The organism is Azoarcus sp. PA01, from assembly GCA_001274695.2.
GTDB lineage: Bacteria > Pseudomonadota > Gammaproteobacteria > Burkholderiales > Rhodocyclaceae > Aromatoleum.
In genome coordinates, this window is sequence record LARU01000004.1 from 257,287 (window position 1) to 276,215 (window position 18,929).

Genomic DNA, 18,929 nt, shown 5'->3' on the forward strand with positions numbered 1-18,929 from the left:
CGGCAGGTCGGGCAAGGTCGGAAAGCTTACGCTTCGACGATCATGCGGCTGCGCATTTCCAGATGCAGCGCGTGGCAGAAGTGCGTGCAGTAGCACCAGTACACGCCGGGCTGGTCAGCGACGAACGTGACCGACTTCGTTTCCTGCGGACTGACGGCGAAATTGATGTCGTGCTTCGGGATGGCGAAGCCGTGCGTCAAGTCCTCGACCTTGTCGTGGTTGGTCAGGATGATCGTCACTTCGTCACCCTTCTTGACCCTGAATTCGCGCAGGCTGTAAGCGGGTGCCTGGCTCGTCAGCTTGACCGTGACTTTCCGGCCTTCGCGGAACACGCCGGACTCCTTCGGATCTTTCACCGCATTCGGGAAATCGTCGAGGTTGTACACCTGGCGCGTCTTGATGATGTCGCGCCGGATGACGATCGAATCGTGCGGCTCGGACGTCACCGAGTGGTCGGCGACCAGCATCATCTTGTCGCCGCTGATGTCGATCATCTGCGCCGTTTCCGGGTGCAGCGGGCCGACCGGCAGGAAGCGGTCTTTCGAGAACTTGTTGTCCGAGATGAAGTACTTGCCATCCGACTCTTTGGTTTCGCCCATCGACGTGAAGCCATGGCCGGGCTGGTAGTGCACGTCGATCCGGTCGACGACCGGCGTGGCGGTCTTGTCGCCCTGGTACGACTTGATCGCCGCTTCGACGTTCCACTTGACGATCTGGCTGTCGAGGAACAGCGTCGTGTACGCATTGCCCTTGTTGTCGAAGCCCGTATGCAGCGGGCCGAGGCCGATTTCCGGCTCGGCGACGACGCATTCGCGCGCCTCCTTCACGCCGCCATCAAACCATTTCAGCACCTGCTCATGCGAGATCACGGTCGCGGTCGGCGAAAGCTTGCCGGAGCACGCGTAGTATTTTCCGTCCGGGCTGATATTGACGCCGTGCGGGTTCTTCGGAATCGGCACGTAGCAGGTCAGTGCAGTCTTAGGGTCGGCGTTCGATGCCTTCAGGCCGTCGACGACAGGGACTTTGGAGTCGCCGATATACGTGACTTTCCCTGCCTTGACGGCTTCTTCGATCCGCGCGATGTTGAAGAACAGACACGCATCCCACTCCGAAGCCATCGTTTCTTCGTAGTGGACACCCATTTCGACGTTGTACTGATTCGTGCACGCGAGCTTGCCGTCATACGAACTGGCGACCAGATCGCAGTTGCCGTCGATCAGCACCTGCCAGCGCACTTCCATCGATTCCGCATCGACGCAGGTAAACACCGACCGGTACGCGGCGACGTCGTCGAGGCCGTGGCCGTCGTTCGGCAGCGGAATCGAGAATTCCGTGCCGCAGAAGATGCGCGTGGTGTGGTTGATCGCGGGATCGACCGGGTCGCGCTTGTCAGGGAACGTGCCGTGAAAGCCTTGGACGTTCGGCAGCTCGGTGATCTTGTCGCATTCCATCGTGTCAAGACGCACGCGGGCGAGCCGACCGTGGATCTTGTCGTTCACCCACAGGTACTTGCCGTCATAGGTGCCATCGGTATACGACGGATGCACGTGGTGGGTGTCGCCGGTCCGATACTTCACGCTGCCGTCGGGCTTGGTACCGATGATCGCCTTCGATTCGTTCGTGATCCCCCAGCCGACCATGCAGTCCATGTTGAACACCGGGATGCTCTTCAGCTCGCGCCCGGACGGCAGGCCGTAGATGCGCACGTCGCCCGAGTGACCGCCACTCGAGAACGAATAATAGGTATCGAGCTGGCCGGGCGCGACTTCATACTTGCCGACATGCTCGGCAGACACGGCTTCGGCCTGGACGCCAGCAGCGGGGGCGGCGGGTGCGGCAGGTGCGGCGGAAGGCGCCTGTTCCTGTTTGCATGCCGACAGGCCGACCGATAGGCCGGCGCCGGCGAGACCGGCAAATGCTGCGGTATTGAAGAACTTCCGACGGCCGGGGTCCGGCTGGCCGTCAAGCTTTTGATCCTGGTTCTGGCTCATCTGGGCGACTCCGTTCTACAAGGTGATCAATATTCCTGAGGCCTGCTCTCTTGCCGGAAGAGCAGCAGAGCGCTCGCTAACATGCGGTTACAACAATTGTCATATTCTTCGGGACCGCATGCTAACGGAAGGGGTCGAGCTGTTCCTTGACCGAAGACAAGGACACGCGACGGCGCGGATCGCCGTTCGGGCGCGGACGCTGTCCGTCGGGATTCACGCTTGCGCGACGGAGACGAAGATCATCACCATCAACGGGATCCACAGGACCACGGCAACGCTGTATACCATGTATGTGACGTGCAGCGCCTCGAGATCGCCCCTGATTTGCAGTTCCATGCGGATATCGCGATAAAGCGTGCGCAGCGCGACGAAGTGGGCGAGCAGATGCACCGCGACCAGTGCGGCGAGGCTTGGAATCGCAAGAACGATTGCCGATCCCCAGAGAGGGGAGGCGGCGCGCGCCGCAATCAGATAAGCCTGTTCGTGGGTCGGGCGCTGTCGGTCGCCAGGGGCCGTCAGACGCAACATTGCGGCGAAGAGGTGGACCGAGCCGATTTCGGCGGCAAAAATCAGCAGCGCAATCCACTCCCAGTTCGCCGATGCCGGATTCATGCGATAGATCTCCGGATGATCGCGCATCGCGAACACGATCATGAACGGCGGAATCAACGCGAAGGGGAGCACTACGCGGCCGAATGTCGTACTGCGTGAAGGGTTTGATGTTTCCAATGCAGTCTCCGTCAGCCCCGCATCAGGCCTCGGAATCCTGCACGATCCCCTGTTCGACGGCGAAAACGGCGGCCTGCACGCGGCTGGTCAGGTTGAGTTTGCGCAGGACGTTCTGTACATGGATCTTGACGGTGCTTTCAGCCAGTTCGAGCTTGCGGGCGATTTCCTTGTTGCTCTGACCGCGGGCAAGAAAAGTGAGGATTTCGCGTTCGCGCGGGGACAGCTTGTTGAGTTCCGAAGCGACCACCGTTTGGGCGGCGGTTTTCGGTGGAAGCTCGCCGCGCACGCCTTTGAGGAGTTTCCCCATCATCTGCGGCGAGATCACGGATTCGCCAGCGGCGGCTCTGTTGATCGCGGCGATCAGCGCATCGGCCTCGATGTTCTTGAGAAGATAGCCGCACGCTCCCGCGCGCAACGTCTCGATGAGATCCTCGGCGTCTTCCGAAACCGTCAGCATCAGGACATGCGAGTTCGGTGACTCTTCAGCCATCATCGCCGCGGCGTCGCGCCCCGAGAGGCCGGGCATGTGCAGGTCGAGCAGCACGACATCGGGCTTGAGCTGCCCGGCGCGCTTGACACCTTCCATGCCGTCGCCGGCTTCGCCGACGATCTCGAACTCCGCATGGCGCTGCAGCAGCGACTTGATGCCGCTGCGGAAAAGGGCGTGGTCGTCGACCAGGAGAACGCGGATCGGGTCAGGCATCGATGAGGTTTTCCTTGTGGATGCGGGAAAGTTCGACTCGGATTTCGGTACCCTTGCCTCGCGCGGAACGTATCGAGAATCGTCCGCCGATACGCAGCGTCCGCTCCCTCATGATCTCGAGCCCGATGTGGGCTTCCTGCGCCGCGGCACTGCGGTCGGCTTCCTCGAAACCGACACCGTCGTCGCGAACGACCACCGAAAGTCCGTCGATGCCGCGGCGGATCACCACTTTCACGGAGCGGGCATTCGCGTGCTTGCGCACGTTCGACAGCGCCTCCTGCACGATATACAGAACCTGCGTCTCGGCTTCCGCGTCGAGCGGGGCCGCATCACCGAGCACGTCGAGGTCGGTGGCGATGCCGGTCTGCTCGGCGAGGCGCCGCAGGGTCGCGGTGATCGCCAGGCCCAGGTCCTGTTTTTCGACGCGCGTGCGGAAATGCACCAGCAGTTCACGCACGTCGTCATAGCTCTCCTGCACCCCCTGGCGCAGCATCGCCAGCGTGTCGCGCGCTTCGCCGGCCTCATTGCGGTCGAGCGCGCTCTCGAGCATCTGCACCTGCAGGTTCATGAAGGCGAGACCCTGCGCAATCGAATCATGCAGTTCGCGTGCGAGCAGGTTGCGTTCCTCCGACACGGCCAGTTCGCGCCCGCTCGCCTGCAGCCGCTGGTTCTCGATCGCGATCCCCAATTGCTGGCCGAGCGTTTCGAGCAACAGGCGGTCGGAGTCGGAAAGGGGACGGGCGTCGACGAAATACAGGTTGTAGATGCCGAGCGTCTGTTTGTTCGCGGTAATCGCCGTCGCGGTGATGACCTGAAACCCGGCGCGCCGGCATACCAACAGCGTCAGCGCCGGATCGGGAGCGCTCAACTCGGACACCAGCGAGGTCCCGCGCCGCACCGCTTCGCCGCACAGGCATTCGCCGCATTGGAGCACCGCCTCGCGATCGACGAACGCCTGGTCGAGCCCGTTGTGCACGGTCAGGCAGAGATTCTCGGAACCGCTGTCGAGCAACCGCGCCGAACTGGCCCCGGCGCCGAACGTCGCCTGGACGCGCTGCAGAAAACCTCGGCACAGGCTGTCCACGTCATTGGGCTCACGCAAGAAAGCGCCGATGTCGTAGAGGATTTCGAGTTCGCGGTTTTTTTCCTCGAGGCTGCGGGTCTTTGCCGCGACCCGCTCTTCGAGCGTCGCGTAGAGGCCTTGCAGGTGGACCGCCATGCGGTTGAAGCCATCCGACAATTCGCCGAACTCGTCGCTCGCGAGCACCGGGACACGGGCGTTGAAGTCCTCCTGCTCCATCCGCTTCATGCCGTCCTGCAGTTCGCACACCGGCTGGATCACGAGGACGAAGAAGAAACGGATCAGCACCAGTGTGCCGATGATCGCCAGCGCGATCAGCGACACCTGCGAAGCGCGCAGGATGTCGGTGTTGCGGGCGTAGCTGCGCTCCATCTTGAGCACGACTTCGTTGACCCCGGAGACGAAGCTTCTGACGGTGCGATCGAAGTCGGACAGGCCGGCGCGACGGCGCACCGGGTCGGGCGTGGCGATCAGCTCGGTGAGCACGGGACGGATGTGCAGCGACCAGAACTCGGCCATCTCGTCGAGATCCGCCGGAATGCCGTTGTCGCGCGGAATGAAAAGCGGCCGGTGCGGGTCACCGCGACGAAGTTCGCCGAGCACCCGTTCGAAGTCGTCGAGTTCCGACTTCAGGGACGCAGTGAAGGCAGCCTGATCGTTCGACGTCGCGGCCGGGCCGCGCGCGAGCAGGTGGTCGATGCGGTACGCTCGCATCCGCAGACTGCCGGCATCGTTGATCGCGGCGGCCGCACCTTCGAGTTGCCAGGAGATGAACAGCGTCAGGCCGATCGCGGTGAGTGCGACAAGGAAAAACACCAGCAGAATGCCGGTGATTTTGGTGGCCAGACTGTTGCGCAAACGCAGCATGAACGCTCATTGCTGAAGAAGGCCTGCAGACTACGACGCAAGTCCTCCTCGAGCAAGAGCGGGCAGCACAAAAATGTGCTGCCCGGTACTACTTTCGACTCAGGTTCAGGCTGCCTTGACCTGACGCTTGGTCCGCACGATCTGGTAGGCACGACCCAGATAGCTGATCGGCGCAGTCCAGATATGGACGAGACGCGAGAACGGGAACAGCAGGAAGACCGTCATGCCGAAGAACATGTGCAGGCGGAACACCGGCTCGACCGCATCGAGCAGCGCCGGCTGCGGATTGAGCGTCAGTATGCTCTGCACCCAGCCCGACAGCGCCAGCATCACGCCCGGGTCGCCGTGGTTCGCATGGCCGATCGAGACCGGCAGCGTCGACAAGCCCAGCAGCAGCGTGATCATCAGCCAGGTGATGATGAAGACGTCCATCGTACGGCTCGCCGCACGCACGCGCGCGTTGAACATGCGACGCAGCCACAGGATGCCGCCGCCGATCAGGCACATCGTGCCGAACACGCTACCGGCGACGATCGCGAGCCACTGGTGGTCGAGGTCGGACACGCCGAGCGCGATCCAGAACGCGTGGGGCAGCACCAGGCCGGCGAAATGGCCGCCGAAGATCGCCAGGATGCCGACGTGGAACAGGTTGCTCGCAACCCACATGTAGCGCTTGGACAGCAGCAGCGACGAGTCGGTCTTCCACGTGTACTGCTCGTTGTCGTAACGGATCCAGCTGCCGACAATGAACACCGTCAGCGCGACGTAGGGGTACACCCCGAAAAAGAAGTTTTGCAGGTTCATGATGTCTCCTCAGGCGGCCAGGCGAGCGAGGCTGCCCTGTTTCTCGATGATCCGGACCAGCTTCGCGTGATCACTGCCGGATTTTTCCAGGTTGTCGGCGAGCACTTTCAGCACTTTTGCGACGTCGGCGAGGAACACCCGCGCCTCGTCGAGTTCGATCGTCGACACGAACTCGAGCATCACCGGAAGGTAGTCCGGCAGTTCCTTCTCGTCGACCTTCAGCCCGTAGTCGCGGTAGAACTCGCCGAGATCGATCAGCGCCGGTCCGCGCGTCTTCTCCTCGCCGAACAGGTGGTGCGTCAGGTGCAGGCTGTGCTCGGCCGTGAGGTCGAAGCACTGGACGTAGTTGCCCTGCAGTTCGAGCGGCTCGACGGCGAGCATCGCGGTGATGAATTCCGCGACCTGACCCGCCTCGTCGGCGCTGAGGACATTCTCTTCGTCGAGGCCGATGACGAAGGCGCGCGCGTCATTGGCAGCCATTTCGCGCAGCGCCGCGAGAAACTCGTCGTTCGGGTAATCGAGAAGGGCGGAAAGCAGTCTGAAAATTTTCATCATCGTCTCCTTTATTCGCGCGGCCCGGCGAACGGTGCGGGTTCGCGCGGCTCGGCGCTTTCCTTGCGGCGTTCGGGGAACAGCGAGTTGCGCGTCACGCCGGTCGACGAGTCGTTACCGAACGTGAAGCCGTTCTGGCCCTGGAAGGCGTGGTAGTCGTCGAGGCGGATTTCCTCGTGTGCGGTCGGCACGACGAAGCGGTCTTCGTAGTTCGCGATCGCCAGATAGCGGTACATCTCCTTCGCGATGGCTTCGTCGATGCCGGCGCGCTGCAGCGGCCCGACGTCCGGCTTGCCTTCGACGTGGATCGAGCGCATGTAGGAGCGCATCGCGAGCAGACGGTTGAGTGCCCCGGTGATGTATTCCGTTTTGCCAGCGGTCAGCAGGTTCGCCAGATACTGCACCGGCAGGCGCATCGCCTCGGCCTTCGGGATCACGCCGTCGGCTTCGGTCGGCAGCGTCTTCTGGTCGATCTGCGACTGCACCGGGGAGAGCGGCGGCACGTACCAGATCATCGGCAGCGTGCGGAATTCGGGGTGCAGCGGGAACGCGATCTTCCACTCGACGGCCATCTTGTAGATCGGCGACTTCTGCGCCGCGTCGATCCAGGTCTGCGGCACGCCGTCCTTCAGCGCCTGCGCGATGATGGCCGGATCGTACGGGTCGACGAAGAGGTCGAGGTGGGCCTTGTACAGATCCTGCTCGTTGTCGGTCGAAGCGGCGTCCAGCAGCTTGTCGGCGTCATAGAGGATGATGCCGTTGTAGCGGATGCGGCCGACGCAGGATTCCGAGCACACGGTCGGCAGACCCGACTCGACGCGCGGGTAGCAGCCGATGCACTTTTCCGCCTTCGACGATTCCCAGTTGAAGAACACTTTCTTGTACGGGCAGCCGGAGATGCACATCCGCCAGCCGCGGCAGCGGTCCTGGTCGGCGAGCACGATGCCGTCTTCCTCGCGCTTGTACAGTGCGCCGGACGGGCAGGAGGCGACACAGGCGGGGTTGATGCAGTGGTTGCAGATGCGCGGCAGATACAGATGGAAAGTGTTCTCGAACTGCTTGTACATCTCCTTCTGCATGTTGGCGAAGTTGGCGTCCTGCGCGCGGGCGGCGAATTCGCCCGCGAGGTCGTCTTCCCAGTTCGGCCCCCACGTGATCTTGTCCATTTTCTGGCCGGTGATCTGCGACACCGGGCGCGCCGTCGGCGCAGCTTCCGACAGCGGGGCGTTCTGCAGCCGCGCGTAATCGTACGTGAACGGCTCGTAGTAGTCGTCGATTTCCGGCATGTTCGGGTTGGCGAAAATCTGCACGATCTTCTTCAGCCGGCCGCCGGCTTTCAGTTCGAGCTTGCCGTTGACCTTTTCCCAGCCGCCTTTCCACTTTTCCTGGTTTTCCCACTGCTTCGGGTAGCCGATGCCGGGCTTCGATTCAACGTTGTTGAACCAGGCGTATTCGATGCCCTTGCGGTTCGACCAGACGTTCTTGCAGGTCACCGAGCAGGTATGGCAACCGATGCATTTGTCGAGGTTGAACACCATCGCGAATTGCGCGCGGATTTTCATGCGTTTCTCCTGATACTTGATCCGTTGGGCGAGGGCGGAGTGCCGCTCCCGCCGGGTGGGGTGTCTACTCCGCCGGGCTGCGGAACTCGCGCCCTTCGGGCGCTCAGACAGTCCTCGCCCGGCTCCGCAGACATCCCACCCTCTGTACGTTGGGTGCTTACCGTGGGCCCACTCCGGCCGGATTCCGCTGCTGCTCGCGTTCCGGCGTCAGCGGCCGTTCCAGCCAGTCGATGTCCTGATCCGCGACCTTGTGCAGCACGACCACCTCGTCACGCTGGCAGCCCACCGTACCGTAGTAGTTGAAGCTGTACGCGAGCTGGGCGTAGCCGCCGACCATGTTGGTCGGCTTGACGATCACGCGCGTCACCGAGTTCAGGATGCCGCCGCGCTTGCCGGTCGAAGGCGAGCCGGGGACATTCACCGTCTTTTCCTGGGCGTGGTACATCAGCGCCATGCCGCGCGGCACGCGCTGCGACACCACGGCACGCGCCATCGTCGCGCCGTTCGCGTTGATCGCCTCGACCCAGTCGTTGTCGCTCAGGCCGATTTCCTTCGCATCGTCTTCCGACACCCACACGTACGGGCCGCCACGGAACAGCGACAGCATGCGCAGGTTGTCCTGGTACGACGAGTGGATACCCCACTTGGAGTGCGGCGTGATCCACGACAGCGTCAGGTGCGGCTTGCGGCGCACCGAGTCGGGAATCACGTTGTGCGCCTTCATATCGACCGGCGGACGATAGGCGCAGAAGCCTTCGCCGAAGTCGAGGAACCACTCGTGATCCTGGTAGAAGTGGGCGCGGCCGGTCAGCGTGCGGAACGGGATGTGCTCATGGATGTTCGTGTAGCCGGCGGTGTAGCTGACCGTCTCCGACTCGATCCCGGACCACGTCGGCGCAGTGATGATCTTGCGCGGCTGGGCCTGGATGTCGCGGAACGTGATCTTGTCCTCGTGGCGGCCGGCATACAGGTGGTGATGGTCGATGCCGGTCTTCTTCGACAGCGCCGACCACGACTTGTGCGCGACTTCACCGTTGGTTTCCGGCGCCATGCGCATCACCGCATCGCACACCGAGATGTCTTCCTCGAGCGACGGCATGCCGAACGAGATACCCGGCAGCTTCACCGTGTAGTTGCACTTCTTGAGCTCTTCGTATTCCTGATCGGTGTTCCAGTCGATGCCCTTGACGTTGTTGCCGAGCTTGGTCATCAGCGGCCCCAGCGCAATGTACTTGCGATAGGTGTTCGCGAAATCGCGTTCGACGAGCTTGAGCAGCGGCAGCGTCTTGCCCGGAACCGGCTCGCATTCGCCGCGCTTCCAGTCCTTGATGCCGCCCATCGGCTGCGCCAGTTCGAACGGCGAGTCATGCTGCATCGGCAGCGCGACGATGTCCTTGACGACGCCCAGGTGCTTCTCGGCGAGGTCGGAGAAGGTCTTCGCGATCGTGCGGAAAATCTGCCAGTCCGACTTCGACTCCCAGCCCGGCGTCACGGCTTCCGACAGCGGGTGGATGAACGGATGCATGTCGGTGGTGTTGAGGTCGTTCTTCTCGTACCACGTGGCCGTCGGCAGGATGATGTCCGAGTAGGCGCCGGTCGAGTTCAGGCGGAAGTTGATGTCCACCATCAGGTCGAGCTTGCCGACCGGAGCTTCGCCGTGCCACTTCACTTCCTTCGTGCCGGCGCCGTCGCCGCCTTCCTGCAACACGCCGTTCTGCGCACCGAGCAGGTGCTTGAGGAAGTACTCGTGACCTTTCGCCGACGAGCCGATGAGGTTCGCGCGCCACACGAAGAGGTTGCGCGGCCAGTTTTCCGGCGCGTCCGGATCGGCGAACGCGACGTCGAGCTTGCCGGACTTGAGCTCATCGACGATGTACTGCGCGACTCCGGCCTCGTCCTTCGCGCCGGCCTTCTCGGCCGAGGCGACGAGTTCGAGCGGGTTGCGGTTGAAGTGCGGCGCCGACGGCAGCCAGCCCAGGCGGGTGGCGACGACGTTGTAGTCGGCGAGCTTGTAGCCCTTGTACTTGCCCTTCGCCGCCGGCTGCAGCAGCTCGTCGGCGTCGACCGCTTCGTAGCGCCACTGGTCGGTGTGGAAATACCAGTACGACGTCGAGTTCTGGTGGCGCGGCGGACGCTGCCAGTCGGTCGCGAACGCGATCGGTGCCCAGCCGGCCTGCGGACGCAGCTTCTCCTGACCGACGTAGTGCGCCCAGCCACCGCCGCTCTGACCGACACAGCCGCACATGTGCAGCAGGTTCATGATCGACCGGTACTGCATGTCGTTGTGGTACCAGTGGTTGATCGCCGCGCCCATGATGATCATCGACTTGCCGCGCGTCTTCGACGCGTTGCTGGCGAACTCGCGACCGGTACGCTCGATGTCGGCGGCCTTGACGCCAGTGACTTTCGCTGCCCACGCGGGAGTGTAGGCAACCGACGAGTCGTCGTACGAGCGGGCGACGTTGTCGCCGCCGAGGCCGCGGTCGATGCCGTACTGCGCGACCTGCATGTCGAACACCGAAGTGACATACACGGTTTCGCCCGACGCGAGCGTCAGCTTGCGCACCGGCACGTTGCGGTACAGCAGGCCCGGTTCACCCGGCTGGAAGTGCGGGAAACCGACCGGCACGACTTCGTCGCTGGCCTCGATGCACGACAGCTCGGCTTCGATCTCGTCCTGCGTCGCGGCGTTCTTCGCCAGCAGGTTCCACTTGCCTTCCTCGCCCCAGCGGAAGCCGATCGAGCCGTTCGGCGCGACGTACGCCTTGGTGCGTGCGTCGTAGACGATCGTCTTCCAGTCGGGGTTGTTCGCTTCGCCGAGGCTGCCTTCGAAGTCGATCGCGCGCAGGTTGCGGTCCGACACGTAGCCGTCGCCGAACGGACGCAGGATCACCTGCATCGGCAAGTCGGTGTACTTGCGCGCGTATTCGGCGAAGTAGGGGTCCTGGCGGTCGATGAAGTATTCCTTCAGCGCGACGTGGCCCATCGCGAGGAACGCGGCTGCGTCGGTGCCCTGCTTGACCGGCATCCACAGGTCGGCGAACTTCACGTATTCCGCGTAGTCCGGCGCCATCGACACGATCTTCGTGCCTTTGTAGCGCACTTCGGTAGCGAAGTGGGCGTCGGGGGTGCGCGTCATCGGCAGGTTCGCGCCGGTGATGATGATGTAGGTCGAGTTGTACCAGTCGGCCGCTTCGGGCACGTCGGTCTGCTCGCCCCAGGTCTGCGGGCTCGCCGCCGGCAGGTCACAGTACCAGTCGTAGAACGAGCCGCACGCGGCGCCGATCAGCGACAGGTAGCGCGCACCGGCCGCGTAGGAGATCATCGACATCGCCGGGATCGGCGAGAAGCCGTAGATGCGGTCCGGACCCCACTTCTTGATCGTGTAGATGTTCGCCGCGGCGATGATCTCGTTGACTTCCTGCCAGTCGGTGCGCACGAACCCGCCGAGACCGCGCACGGTGATGTACTGGTCGCGCTTGGCGTTGTCGGCCTGGATCGCTGCCCACGCTTCGACCGGATCCTTGCCCGTCTTGCGCTCGGCGCGATACAGCTCGAGCAGCCGGCCGCGGATCATCGGATGCTTGATGCGATGCGGCGAATAGAGGTACCACGAGAACGATGCGCCGCGCTGGCAACCGCGGGGTTCGTGGTTCGGCAGGTCTTCACGCGTGCGCGGGTAGTCGGTCTGCTGCATCTCGAACGACACCAGACCGTTCTTGACGAAGATCTTCCACGAACAGCCGCCGGTGCAGTTCACGCCGTGCGTCGAACGCACGACCTTGTCGTGACGCCACCGGTTGCGGTAGGCGTCTTCCCAGTTGCGATCTTCGTTCGTGACGATGCCGTGGCCGCCGGCGAAGGTGTCCTTCACCTTGTCGAAGAACTTCAGTCGGTCGAGAAAATGACTCATTGCTTGCTCCTGTGATTCTGCGATTCGTAATCGGTCGGATTTCTGAAAGGAAAGGGGTCAGGGGTTGCGGATGTAGGCGTTCTTGCGCAGATAGAACCACCAGTTGAGGACAAGGCACGCCGCGTAGAACACCGCGAAGCCGTACATCGCGTTTTCCGGCGTGCCGGCCTTGATCTGCCCGCCGATGACGACCGGCGCGATGAAGGAACCGTAGGCCGCGACCGCTGAGGTCCAGCCGAGTACCGGGCCGCGCTGGTCCTGGTCGAAGACGAAGCCGACGGTGCGGAAGGTCGAGCCGTTGCCGATGCCGGACGCCGCGAACAGCAGGATGAAAAGCAGCATGAAGGCGAGGAAGTAGCTCTCGGGCGTCGCCGACTGGTAGGCGAGATGCATCACGTAGCCGGTCACTGCCGATGCGCCGACGAGCACGACCGAGATCACTTGCGTGACGATCGAGCCGCCGAGCTTGTCGGAGATCCAGCCGCCGACCGGGCGGATCAGCGCGCCGACGAAGGGGCCGATCCACGCGTACATCAGCGCGGAAGGTGCGTTCGGGTTCTTCGCATGCACCCACGCGTTGGTCGCCGTATCGAACACGTGCGTGTTGCCGAAGATCACCGTGATCGACAGCGGCAGCGCCATCGAGAAGCCGATGAACGAGCCGAAAGTCACGACGTAGAGCGCGGTCATCGACCACGTGTGCTTGTTGCCGAAAATCGCGAACTGCTTGTTCAGGTTCGTCTTCATCTCGCCGGTCGCGACCGCTTTCAGCGCGAACAGCGTGCCGAAGATCACCAGCGGCAGCACGATCCACATGCCGTTGCCGGCGAGCAGCCCCGAGCCGTTGGGCGCCGGCAGGTAGAGGTATAGGCCGAGGGCGGAGACGGCGAGCGCGATGCCGTACATCAGCAGGATCCGGCCCATCGCCGCACCGGTCGAGCCGATGTTCGGCGACACGGTCTTGAGGTTGTTCAGGCCGAACCAGCCGATCACCGCGAGCGGCACGAGCAGCAGCAGCCATACGAAGCCGGCGTTCTGCACATAGGTCGGGGTGCCGGCGGCGATCTTGCCGATCAGCGTCGCGGAATCCTTGGCGAGCGGGATCGCGTCGCCGCCGAGCGCGCCGAACAGGCCCAGCGTCATCACTGCGGGGATCAGGATCTGCGAGGTCGTCACGCCGAAGTTGCCGAGGCCGGCGTTCAGCCCCAGTGCCGTGCCCTGCAGGCGCTTCGGGAAGAACGTGCTGATGTTCGCCATCGAGCAGGCGAAGTTGCCGCCGCCGATACCGGACAGCAGCGCCATCAGCTGGAAGACCCACAGCGGCGTGCTCTGGTCCTGCAGCGCGATGCCGGTGCCGAGGGCCGGGATGAGCAGCAGCGTGGTCGTCAGCCACACCGTGTTGCGGCCGCCGCACAGGCGGATGAAAAAGGAGGCCGGGATGCGCAGCGTCGCCCCGGACAGGCCCGAGATCGCCGCGATCGAGAACAGCTGGTCGGGCGTGAAGGGGAAGCCCGCGTTGGCCATCTGCACCGTGATGATGCCCCACATCAGCCACACGGCGAAGCCGCACAGCAGGCTGGGGATCGAGATCCACAGGTTGCGGTTCGCGATGCGGCTGCCTTCGCGCGCCCAGAACTGCGCATCCTCGGGATGCCATTCGGCGATGTCCGGACCGCGCGGACGCTCTCCCGGGCTTACGCCGGCGGCTCCCGGAGTCGCGGCAATCGGACGCAGTTTTGCAGGTGCCATGGAATTACTCCTGTTTCAGGGATTCGTTCACTTCGTTGCAGCCACGGGCGCGGTGCCGCCGTGCAGCACATCCGCCTCGCCGCCGTGCATCACGTCGGTGCGGCGCACTTCGGTCCAGTACATCCAGATCAGCGAGACCCACGTCACGCCGTAGAGCAGCATGAACGCGCTCGAGCGCACGCCGGTCAGGTCGAGCAGCGCGCCGAACATGATCGGCAGCAGGAAGCCGCCCAGTCCGCCGACCAGACCGACGATTCCCGATACCGCGCCGATGTCGTGCGGGAACTCGTCCGAGATGTACTTGAACACCGAGGCCTTGCCGAAGGCCCATGCGACGCCGACGGTGAACATCAGCACGGTGAAGAACCAGACGTTGTGATGGATCGCGAAAGTCTTCGGACCGGCGACCGTCATGATCGTGAATTCGGTATGCGGGTAGGACAGCAGGAACAGGCACACCCAGGACACCCACATCACCCACCAGGTGACCTTGTGCGCGCCGAAGCGGTCCGAGAACCAGCCGCCGACCGCACGCAGCACGCCGCCCGGCAGCGAGAAACAGGCCGCCAGCAGCGCCGCGGTCTCGAGGCCGAGGCCGAATTCCGCGACGTAGTATTTCGTCATCCACAGCGCCAGCGCGACATAGCCGCCGAAAACGATCGAGTAGTACTGGCAGTATTTCCACACGCGCGGATTCTTCAGCACGCGCAGCTGGTCGGAGAACTTCACGCTCGACGAAACGCGGTGCTTCGGATCGTCGTACGTGAAGAACCAGAACGCGATCGCGATGATCAGCATCGCCGCGGCGAACGCCTGCGGGACGAACTGCCAGCCGTAGGCAACGACCAGCGCCGGGGCGATGAACTTCGTCAGCGCCGCGCCCGAGTTGCCGGCGCCGAACACGCCCATCGCGAAGCCCTGGTTCTTGCGCTCGAACCACCGCGCGCAGTACGCGATGCCGACCGAGAACGAACCGCCGACCAGTCCGACGAACAGGCCGGCGACCAGGAACTGCCAGTATTGCGTTGCTTCGCTGATCAGGTAGATCGGCACGACCGTCGCGAGCATCAGCAGGAAGAACACCACCCGGCCGCCGAACTTGTCGGTCAGCAGTCCCAGCGGCAGACGCACCAGCGATCCGGTCAGCACGGGGGTCGCCGCGAGCAGGCCGAACTGGGTTTCATTGAGGCCCAACTGCGCCTTGATCGGAATGCCGATCACGGCGAACAGCATCCACGCGGCAAAGCACATCGTGAATGCCGTGGTGCTCATCACCAGAACCGAGAACTGCTTTTGACGTTGTGAGGGCATGTTCCTTCCTCGAATGCGGAGCGGAGGTCGCTCCAGGCTGGGAGGAAGCGTATGCCTTGCGGGATCTACCCGCCATTCGCCAAAAGCATGGGAAGGGGGTAGTTCGCGGCCCGGAGAACTAGTCATTTAGAACTAGTTCTTGGGGCGTGCCGTTATGCCGGGCGACTGCCCAAGGGAGAAACCCGGAGGCCGCGGCGGTCCGGGCGCCGGAATGACGAAGGCCGCCCGGACGGCGGCCTTCGAGGTTTCCCGGGCCCGGGCGAGTTTCCGCTTCAGGCGCTGCGGGCGATACGGTACGCGCTGAGGACGCGTATCAGGTTGGCGAACAGCAGGCCGAATTCGAGCATCACCAGCACGCCCGCGGCCCGCACGATCAGCGTGCTGCCGCTGAGCGCGGCGACCAGGAGCACCGCGAGCGCCGCCGCGTGGGCGATCAGATGCTTGCGGATCGGCCCGTCCGGTTGCAGCTTTTTCATGTTCGGCGCTTTCATCCCCGCCTGCGACAGATGCAGCCACGCGAGGAACGGCACGATTTTGTAGAGCATGCCGACGATCGCAGTGACGAAACCGCCGTGCAGGATCAGGATGCCGGCCACCACGGGCCATACGTCATGATCGAAGCGGTGCGCGGCGACGACGCACAGCAGTCCGGCAATCATGCACGACATCGCGAGCTGGAACGCGCGCGTCGTGTTGTCCGGAACCGAACGCCGGGAGCGGGTCTGCAGGCGCAGCGTCGTGTACGCAAACGCGCCGGACAGCGCGGCCAGCACGATCGCCAGAATGAATTCGAGCAGCGAAAACCCGGCGAGTACGGCTGCGCTCCAGGCGACGAGCGCGGCGCACGTCAGCAGCGCCCAGTAACGTGTCAGCTGGGCCGGATAATTCGGCGTGATCTGGAACATCGGCACGACGACCCAGCTCGTCGCGGCGAGCAGCAAACCCGACCCGCCGAGCCACGCCCAGCCGACATGCAGCTTGACGACGGTCGCCAGCGGCAGCGACAGCCCGCCCGACAGAATCATCGCCAGCGCCATCCCGAGCGTGGCCGCGATGCCAAAGCCGAGCAGCGCGAAGCGCAAGTCGCGCGGCGTGGCCTGGGCGATCGGTGTGCGTCGCAATCCATACCCCGCGGCCACCAGAAACACCGCGAACGTGATCCCCAGCAGCACGATCGCGGCGGTCAGGAACGGCGGCGAGCCCGCGCCGAGTCCCCACGTCAGGCTCGCCGCGCCTGTCGCGAGACCCACATGGACGATTCCGGCGACGATTCGTGCGTTCGGGATCGCCGCCCCGGCCACCACCGGCAGGATCTGGAACAGCGCGCCGAACATGATGTTCAGCATGAACCCGACGGCGATCAGGTGGGTCAGCGCGAGCGCGCCGGGAGTCCATCGCGACCCGAGCAGGTCGGGAACGAACAGGAGCACCGCTCCTGCAAGCGCTCCGAACAGCGGCCCGGTCAGGAAAAACCTGAGCGGCGTCGAGAACGTGGGTGCAGCTTCGTAGCTGAGGCTGAGGTCGGCGGTAGTCATGGGGCGACGATGTCGATTTCGACCACACCGTCGTCGCGAACCCGGCTCTCATAGCGATAGCGGTCGCGGTCGAGGATGCGGAACAGTGGATAGGGCATGCGATCGAGGAGCAGCTTCACGCCTTCCCCGGGCCGCAGGTCGGCGATCGCCTCCATGACGAGTTCGAAAGGCTGTGGGGGCTCGAGCCCCCGCGCATCGATGACCTGCTTCATGCTGCCTGTTCGCGGCCCAGCTGCTTCGCGAGCGTGGGCGGGAGGTTTTCCCCGGCAAGCTGCGCGTCACACATCGGGTAAAGAACGTTCTCTTCCTTCATGTTGTGCTGCTGCATCAGGATCAGCAGCGTTTCGGCTTCGCCCGCGTAGTCGTCCTTGTCGCGCCGGGCCACCGCGTCGCGCATGCGCTCGACCGCTTCGCGCATGTCCGCGTGCTCGCCGCGCATCACTTTGGTCGGGCCTTCGGTCATGCCGGTGACGGATTCGAAACGCGGGAAGAGGATCGATTCCTCGGCGGTGAAATGCGTTTCGAGTTCGGCGATGAATTTTTCCAGTTCGGCAGTCCCCTCATCCCACTTGCCGCGCGCGATCGCGGTTTCAGCCCGGGCGAAGGATTCGTCGCAGCTGCGGTGGTCGTGGCTCATAAGCGTGGTGATGTCGTTCATCGTGGGTGTCTCCTTTAAGGTGATCCCATTCTCCGAATTCACACACTGCCGACCTTGATTAGAGTCAAATGGTCAGGAAGCCAACTTTATTTCGTATATTGGCAGTCCCCGGACAATGCCGATGCGATTGTCTCGCGGGCGTCCGGGGTTCAGGCCGTCACACGAACTGGCCGGCCGCGTGCCCGGAAGACCACGCCCACTGGAAATTGAAGCCGCCGAGATGGCCGGTGATGTCCATCACTTCGCCGACGAAATGGAGCCCCTTGCACGCGGTCGCCTCCATCGTTTTCGACGACAGCGCGCGGGTATCGACGCCGCCGAGCGTCACTTCCGCCTTCGCGTAGCCCTGCGTGCCGGACGGCACGATCTCCCAGGCCGACAAGGCGGTGGCGACGGCCTTCAGCTCGGCCGGGCGGAACTGGTTGAGCGGCCGCTCCCAGCCGTGCAATGCGCACCACGCGTGCGCGAAGCGCCGCGGCAGGCGCTCGGCGAGGAGGTTCGCGAGCAGCCCGCGCTCGCCCGCGTGCTGCTCGAGCCAGGCCTGGGCGTCGAGTCCGGGCAGCAGGTTGAAACATACCGGCGCCCAGTCCTCGTCGTCGTACGCCTGCGCCTGCCAGTAGCTCGACACCTGCAGCACGACCGGGCCCGACAGGCCGCGGTGGGTGATCAGCGCGGCTTCGCGAAAGCGTCCGCCGTTGCACTGCGCCTCGATGTCCAGCGACGAGCCGGCAAGCGACGCGAAGCGCTGCAGCGTCTCCGGCGGCAGCGTCAGCGGCACCAGCGCCGGGCGAGGCGGCACGATCGGAATGCCGAACTGTTCGGCGATGCGGTAACCAAACGGCGTGGCGCCGATTTTCGGAATCGACAGCCCGCCGGACGCGATCACGAGGCTCGTGCACGCATATCGTCCCTGCGGCGTATCGACCGCGAAGCGGGCGAGCGCGTCTTCCTCGCGCGCGACCGCGTCGACCCGCAGCGGCATCGCGAAGCGCACGTCGCCGTCTTCGCACTCGGCCCGCAGCATGTCGATGATCTGCTGCGCCGAGTCGTCGCAGAAGAGTTGGCCGAGATTGCGCTCGTGATAGCGAATGCCGTGGCGCTCGACGAGTTCGATGAACGGGGCGGAGCCGTAACGCGCCAGCGCGGAACGGGCGAAATGCGGATTGCGCGACAGGAAGTTTTCCGGCCCGACACGGCGATTCGTGAAGTTGCAGCGGCCGCCCCCCGAGATGCGAATCTTCTCTGCGAGTTTTTCGGCGTGATCGATGATCAGCACCTTGCGCCCGCGCCGGCCCGCTTCGGCTGCGCACATCATGCCGGCTGCCCCGGCACCGATCACGATCACATCGAAATTCAGTTCCGCCAACGGAGTTGCTCGACACGTGGAAAGCGGCGCAGCATACGCCGCCGCGCGGGGTGCGGCAATTCGCAGCGTGCACGTCGCATTCCCACGGCACGCTTCGCCTGCTAGATT

At 64.0% G+C, this 18,929-nt stretch carries 14 protein-coding genes; all 14 read right to left on the reverse strand.

Annotation, left to right across the window (positions count from 1 at the left end):
• Window positions 1-26: 26 nt before the first annotated feature.
• Window positions 27-1,991, reverse strand: coding sequence for a TAT-dependent nitrous-oxide reductase (gene nosZ, locus PA01_13400; protein ID KON79510.1), 1,965 nt, complete (start codon window positions 1,989-1,991; stop codon window positions 27-29).
• 213 nt (window positions 1,992-2,204) lie between these two features.
• Entirely contained in the window at window positions 2,205-2,645 is a 441-nt protein-coding gene (locus PA01_13405; protein KON79511.2) for a hypothetical protein, read from the reverse strand.
• A gap of 97 nt (window positions 2,646-2,742) precedes the next feature.
• Window positions 2,743-3,423 (reverse strand): response regulator transcription factor, encoded by a 681-nt coding sequence (locus PA01_13410; GenBank protein ID KON79512.1) that lies wholly within the window; start codon window positions 3,421-3,423, stop codon window positions 2,743-2,745.
• Window positions 3,416-5,371, reverse strand: coding sequence for a type IV pili methyl-accepting chemotaxis transducer N-terminal domain-containing protein (locus PA01_13415; GenBank protein KON79513.1), 1,956 nt, complete (start codon window positions 5,369-5,371; stop codon window positions 3,416-3,418). The genes PA01_13410 and PA01_13415 overlap by 8 nt, the downstream gene beginning before the upstream one ends.
• A 105-nt stretch (window positions 5,372-5,476) precedes the next feature.
• The gene (gene narI, locus PA01_13420; GenBank protein KON79514.1) at window positions 5,477-6,175 is read right to left on the reverse strand and encodes a respiratory nitrate reductase subunit gamma; all 699 of its coding nucleotides are present in this window, start codon (window positions 6,173-6,175) and stop codon (window positions 5,477-5,479) included.
• Window positions 6,176-6,184: 9 nt separating this feature from the next.
• A complete protein-coding gene (gene narJ / locus PA01_13425) occupies window positions 6,185-6,727 on the reverse strand; it encodes a nitrate reductase molybdenum cofactor assembly chaperone (GenBank protein ID KON79515.1) in 543 nt (180 codons plus the stop codon).
• A gap of 11 nt (window positions 6,728-6,738) precedes the next feature.
• Window positions 6,739-8,289 carry a nitrate reductase subunit beta gene (gene narH, locus PA01_13430; GenBank protein ID KON79516.1) on the reverse strand — a complete coding sequence of 517 codons (1,551 nt, stop codon included), beginning with the start codon at window positions 8,287-8,289 and terminating at the stop codon, window positions 6,739-6,741.
• Window positions 8,290-8,446: 157 nt separating this feature from the next.
• Window positions 8,447-12,202, reverse strand: a complete 3,756-nt coding sequence (locus PA01_13435) for a nitrate reductase subunit alpha (protein ID KON79517.1) — start codon at window positions 12,200-12,202, stop codon at window positions 8,447-8,449.
• A 57-nt stretch (window positions 12,203-12,259) separates the two neighbouring features.
• Complete coding sequence (locus PA01_13440; GenBank protein ID KON80344.2) at window positions 12,260-13,951, reverse strand: antiporter; 1,692 nt, start codon at window positions 13,949-13,951, stop codon at window positions 12,260-12,262.
• Between the two features lie 27 nt (window positions 13,952-13,978).
• Window positions 13,979-15,262, reverse strand: coding sequence for a NarK/NasA family nitrate transporter (locus PA01_13445; GenBank protein ID KON79518.1), 1,284 nt, complete (start codon window positions 15,260-15,262; stop codon window positions 13,979-13,981).
• A 272-nt stretch (window positions 15,263-15,534) separates the two neighbouring features.
• A complete protein-coding gene (locus PA01_13450) occupies window positions 15,535-16,797 on the reverse strand; it encodes a hypothetical protein (protein KON79519.1) in 1,263 nt (420 codons plus the stop codon).
• A complete protein-coding gene (locus PA01_13455) occupies window positions 16,794-17,009 on the reverse strand; it encodes a DUF2249 domain-containing protein (protein KON79520.1) in 216 nt (71 codons plus the stop codon). The genes PA01_13450 and PA01_13455 overlap by 4 nt, the downstream gene beginning before the upstream one ends.
• Window positions 17,006-17,455 carry a hemerythrin domain-containing protein gene (locus tag PA01_13460; protein KON79521.1) on the reverse strand — a complete coding sequence of 150 codons (450 nt, stop codon included), beginning with the start codon at window positions 17,453-17,455 and terminating at the stop codon, window positions 17,006-17,008. Before PA01_13460 ends, PA01_13455 begins: the two co-directional genes overlap by 4 nt.
• Window positions 17,456-17,612: 157 nt before the next feature.
• Window positions 17,613-18,821, reverse strand: a complete 1,209-nt coding sequence (locus PA01_13465; GenBank protein KON80345.2) for an NAD(P)/FAD-dependent oxidoreductase — start codon at window positions 18,819-18,821, stop codon at window positions 17,613-17,615.
• Window positions 18,822-18,929 lie beyond the last annotated feature (108 nt).

Excerpts from the sequence above, each read along its gene's own strand:
- nosZ (KON79510.1), bottom strand. The coding sequence starts at position 1,991 with ATGAGCCAGAACCAGGATCAAAAGCTTGACGGCCAGCCGGACCCCGGC.
- PA01_13405 (KON79511.2), bottom strand. The coding sequence starts at position 2,645 with ATGATCGTGTTCGCGATGCGCGATCATCCGGAGATCTATCGCATGAAT.
- PA01_13410 (KON79512.1), bottom strand. The coding sequence starts at position 3,423 with ATGCCTGACCCGATCCGCGTTCTCCTGGTCGACGACCACGCCCTTTTC.
- PA01_13415 (KON79513.1), bottom strand. The coding sequence starts at position 5,371 with ATGCTGCGTTTGCGCAACAGTCTGGCCACCAAAATCACCGGCATTCTG.
- narI (KON79514.1), bottom strand. The coding sequence starts at position 6,175 with ATGAACCTGCAAAACTTCTTTTTCGGGGTGTACCCCTACGTCGCGCTG.
- narJ (KON79515.1), bottom strand. The coding sequence starts at position 6,727 with ATGAAAATTTTCAGACTGCTTTCCGCCCTTCTCGATTACCCGAACGAC.
- narH (KON79516.1), bottom strand. The coding sequence starts at position 8,289 with ATGAAAATCCGCGCGCAATTCGCGATGGTGTTCAACCTCGACAAATGC.
- PA01_13435 (KON79517.1), bottom strand. The coding sequence starts at position 12,202 with ATGAGTCATTTTCTCGACCGACTGAAGTTCTTCGACAAGGTGAAGGAC.
- PA01_13440 (KON80344.2), bottom strand. The coding sequence starts at position 13,951 with ATGGCACCTGCAAAACTGCGTCCGATTGCCGCGACTCCGGGAGCCGCC.
- PA01_13445 (KON79518.1), bottom strand. The coding sequence starts at position 15,262 with ATGCCCTCACAACGTCAAAAGCAGTTCTCGGTTCTGGTGATGAGCACC.
- PA01_13450 (KON79519.1), bottom strand. The coding sequence starts at position 16,797 with ATGACTACCGCCGACCTCAGCCTCAGCTACGAAGCTGCACCCACGTTC.
- PA01_13455 (KON79520.1), bottom strand. The coding sequence starts at position 17,009 with ATGAAGCAGGTCATCGATGCGCGGGGGCTCGAGCCCCCACAGCCTTTC.
- PA01_13460 (KON79521.1), bottom strand. The coding sequence starts at position 17,455 with ATGAACGACATCACCACGCTTATGAGCCACGACCACCGCAGCTGCGAC.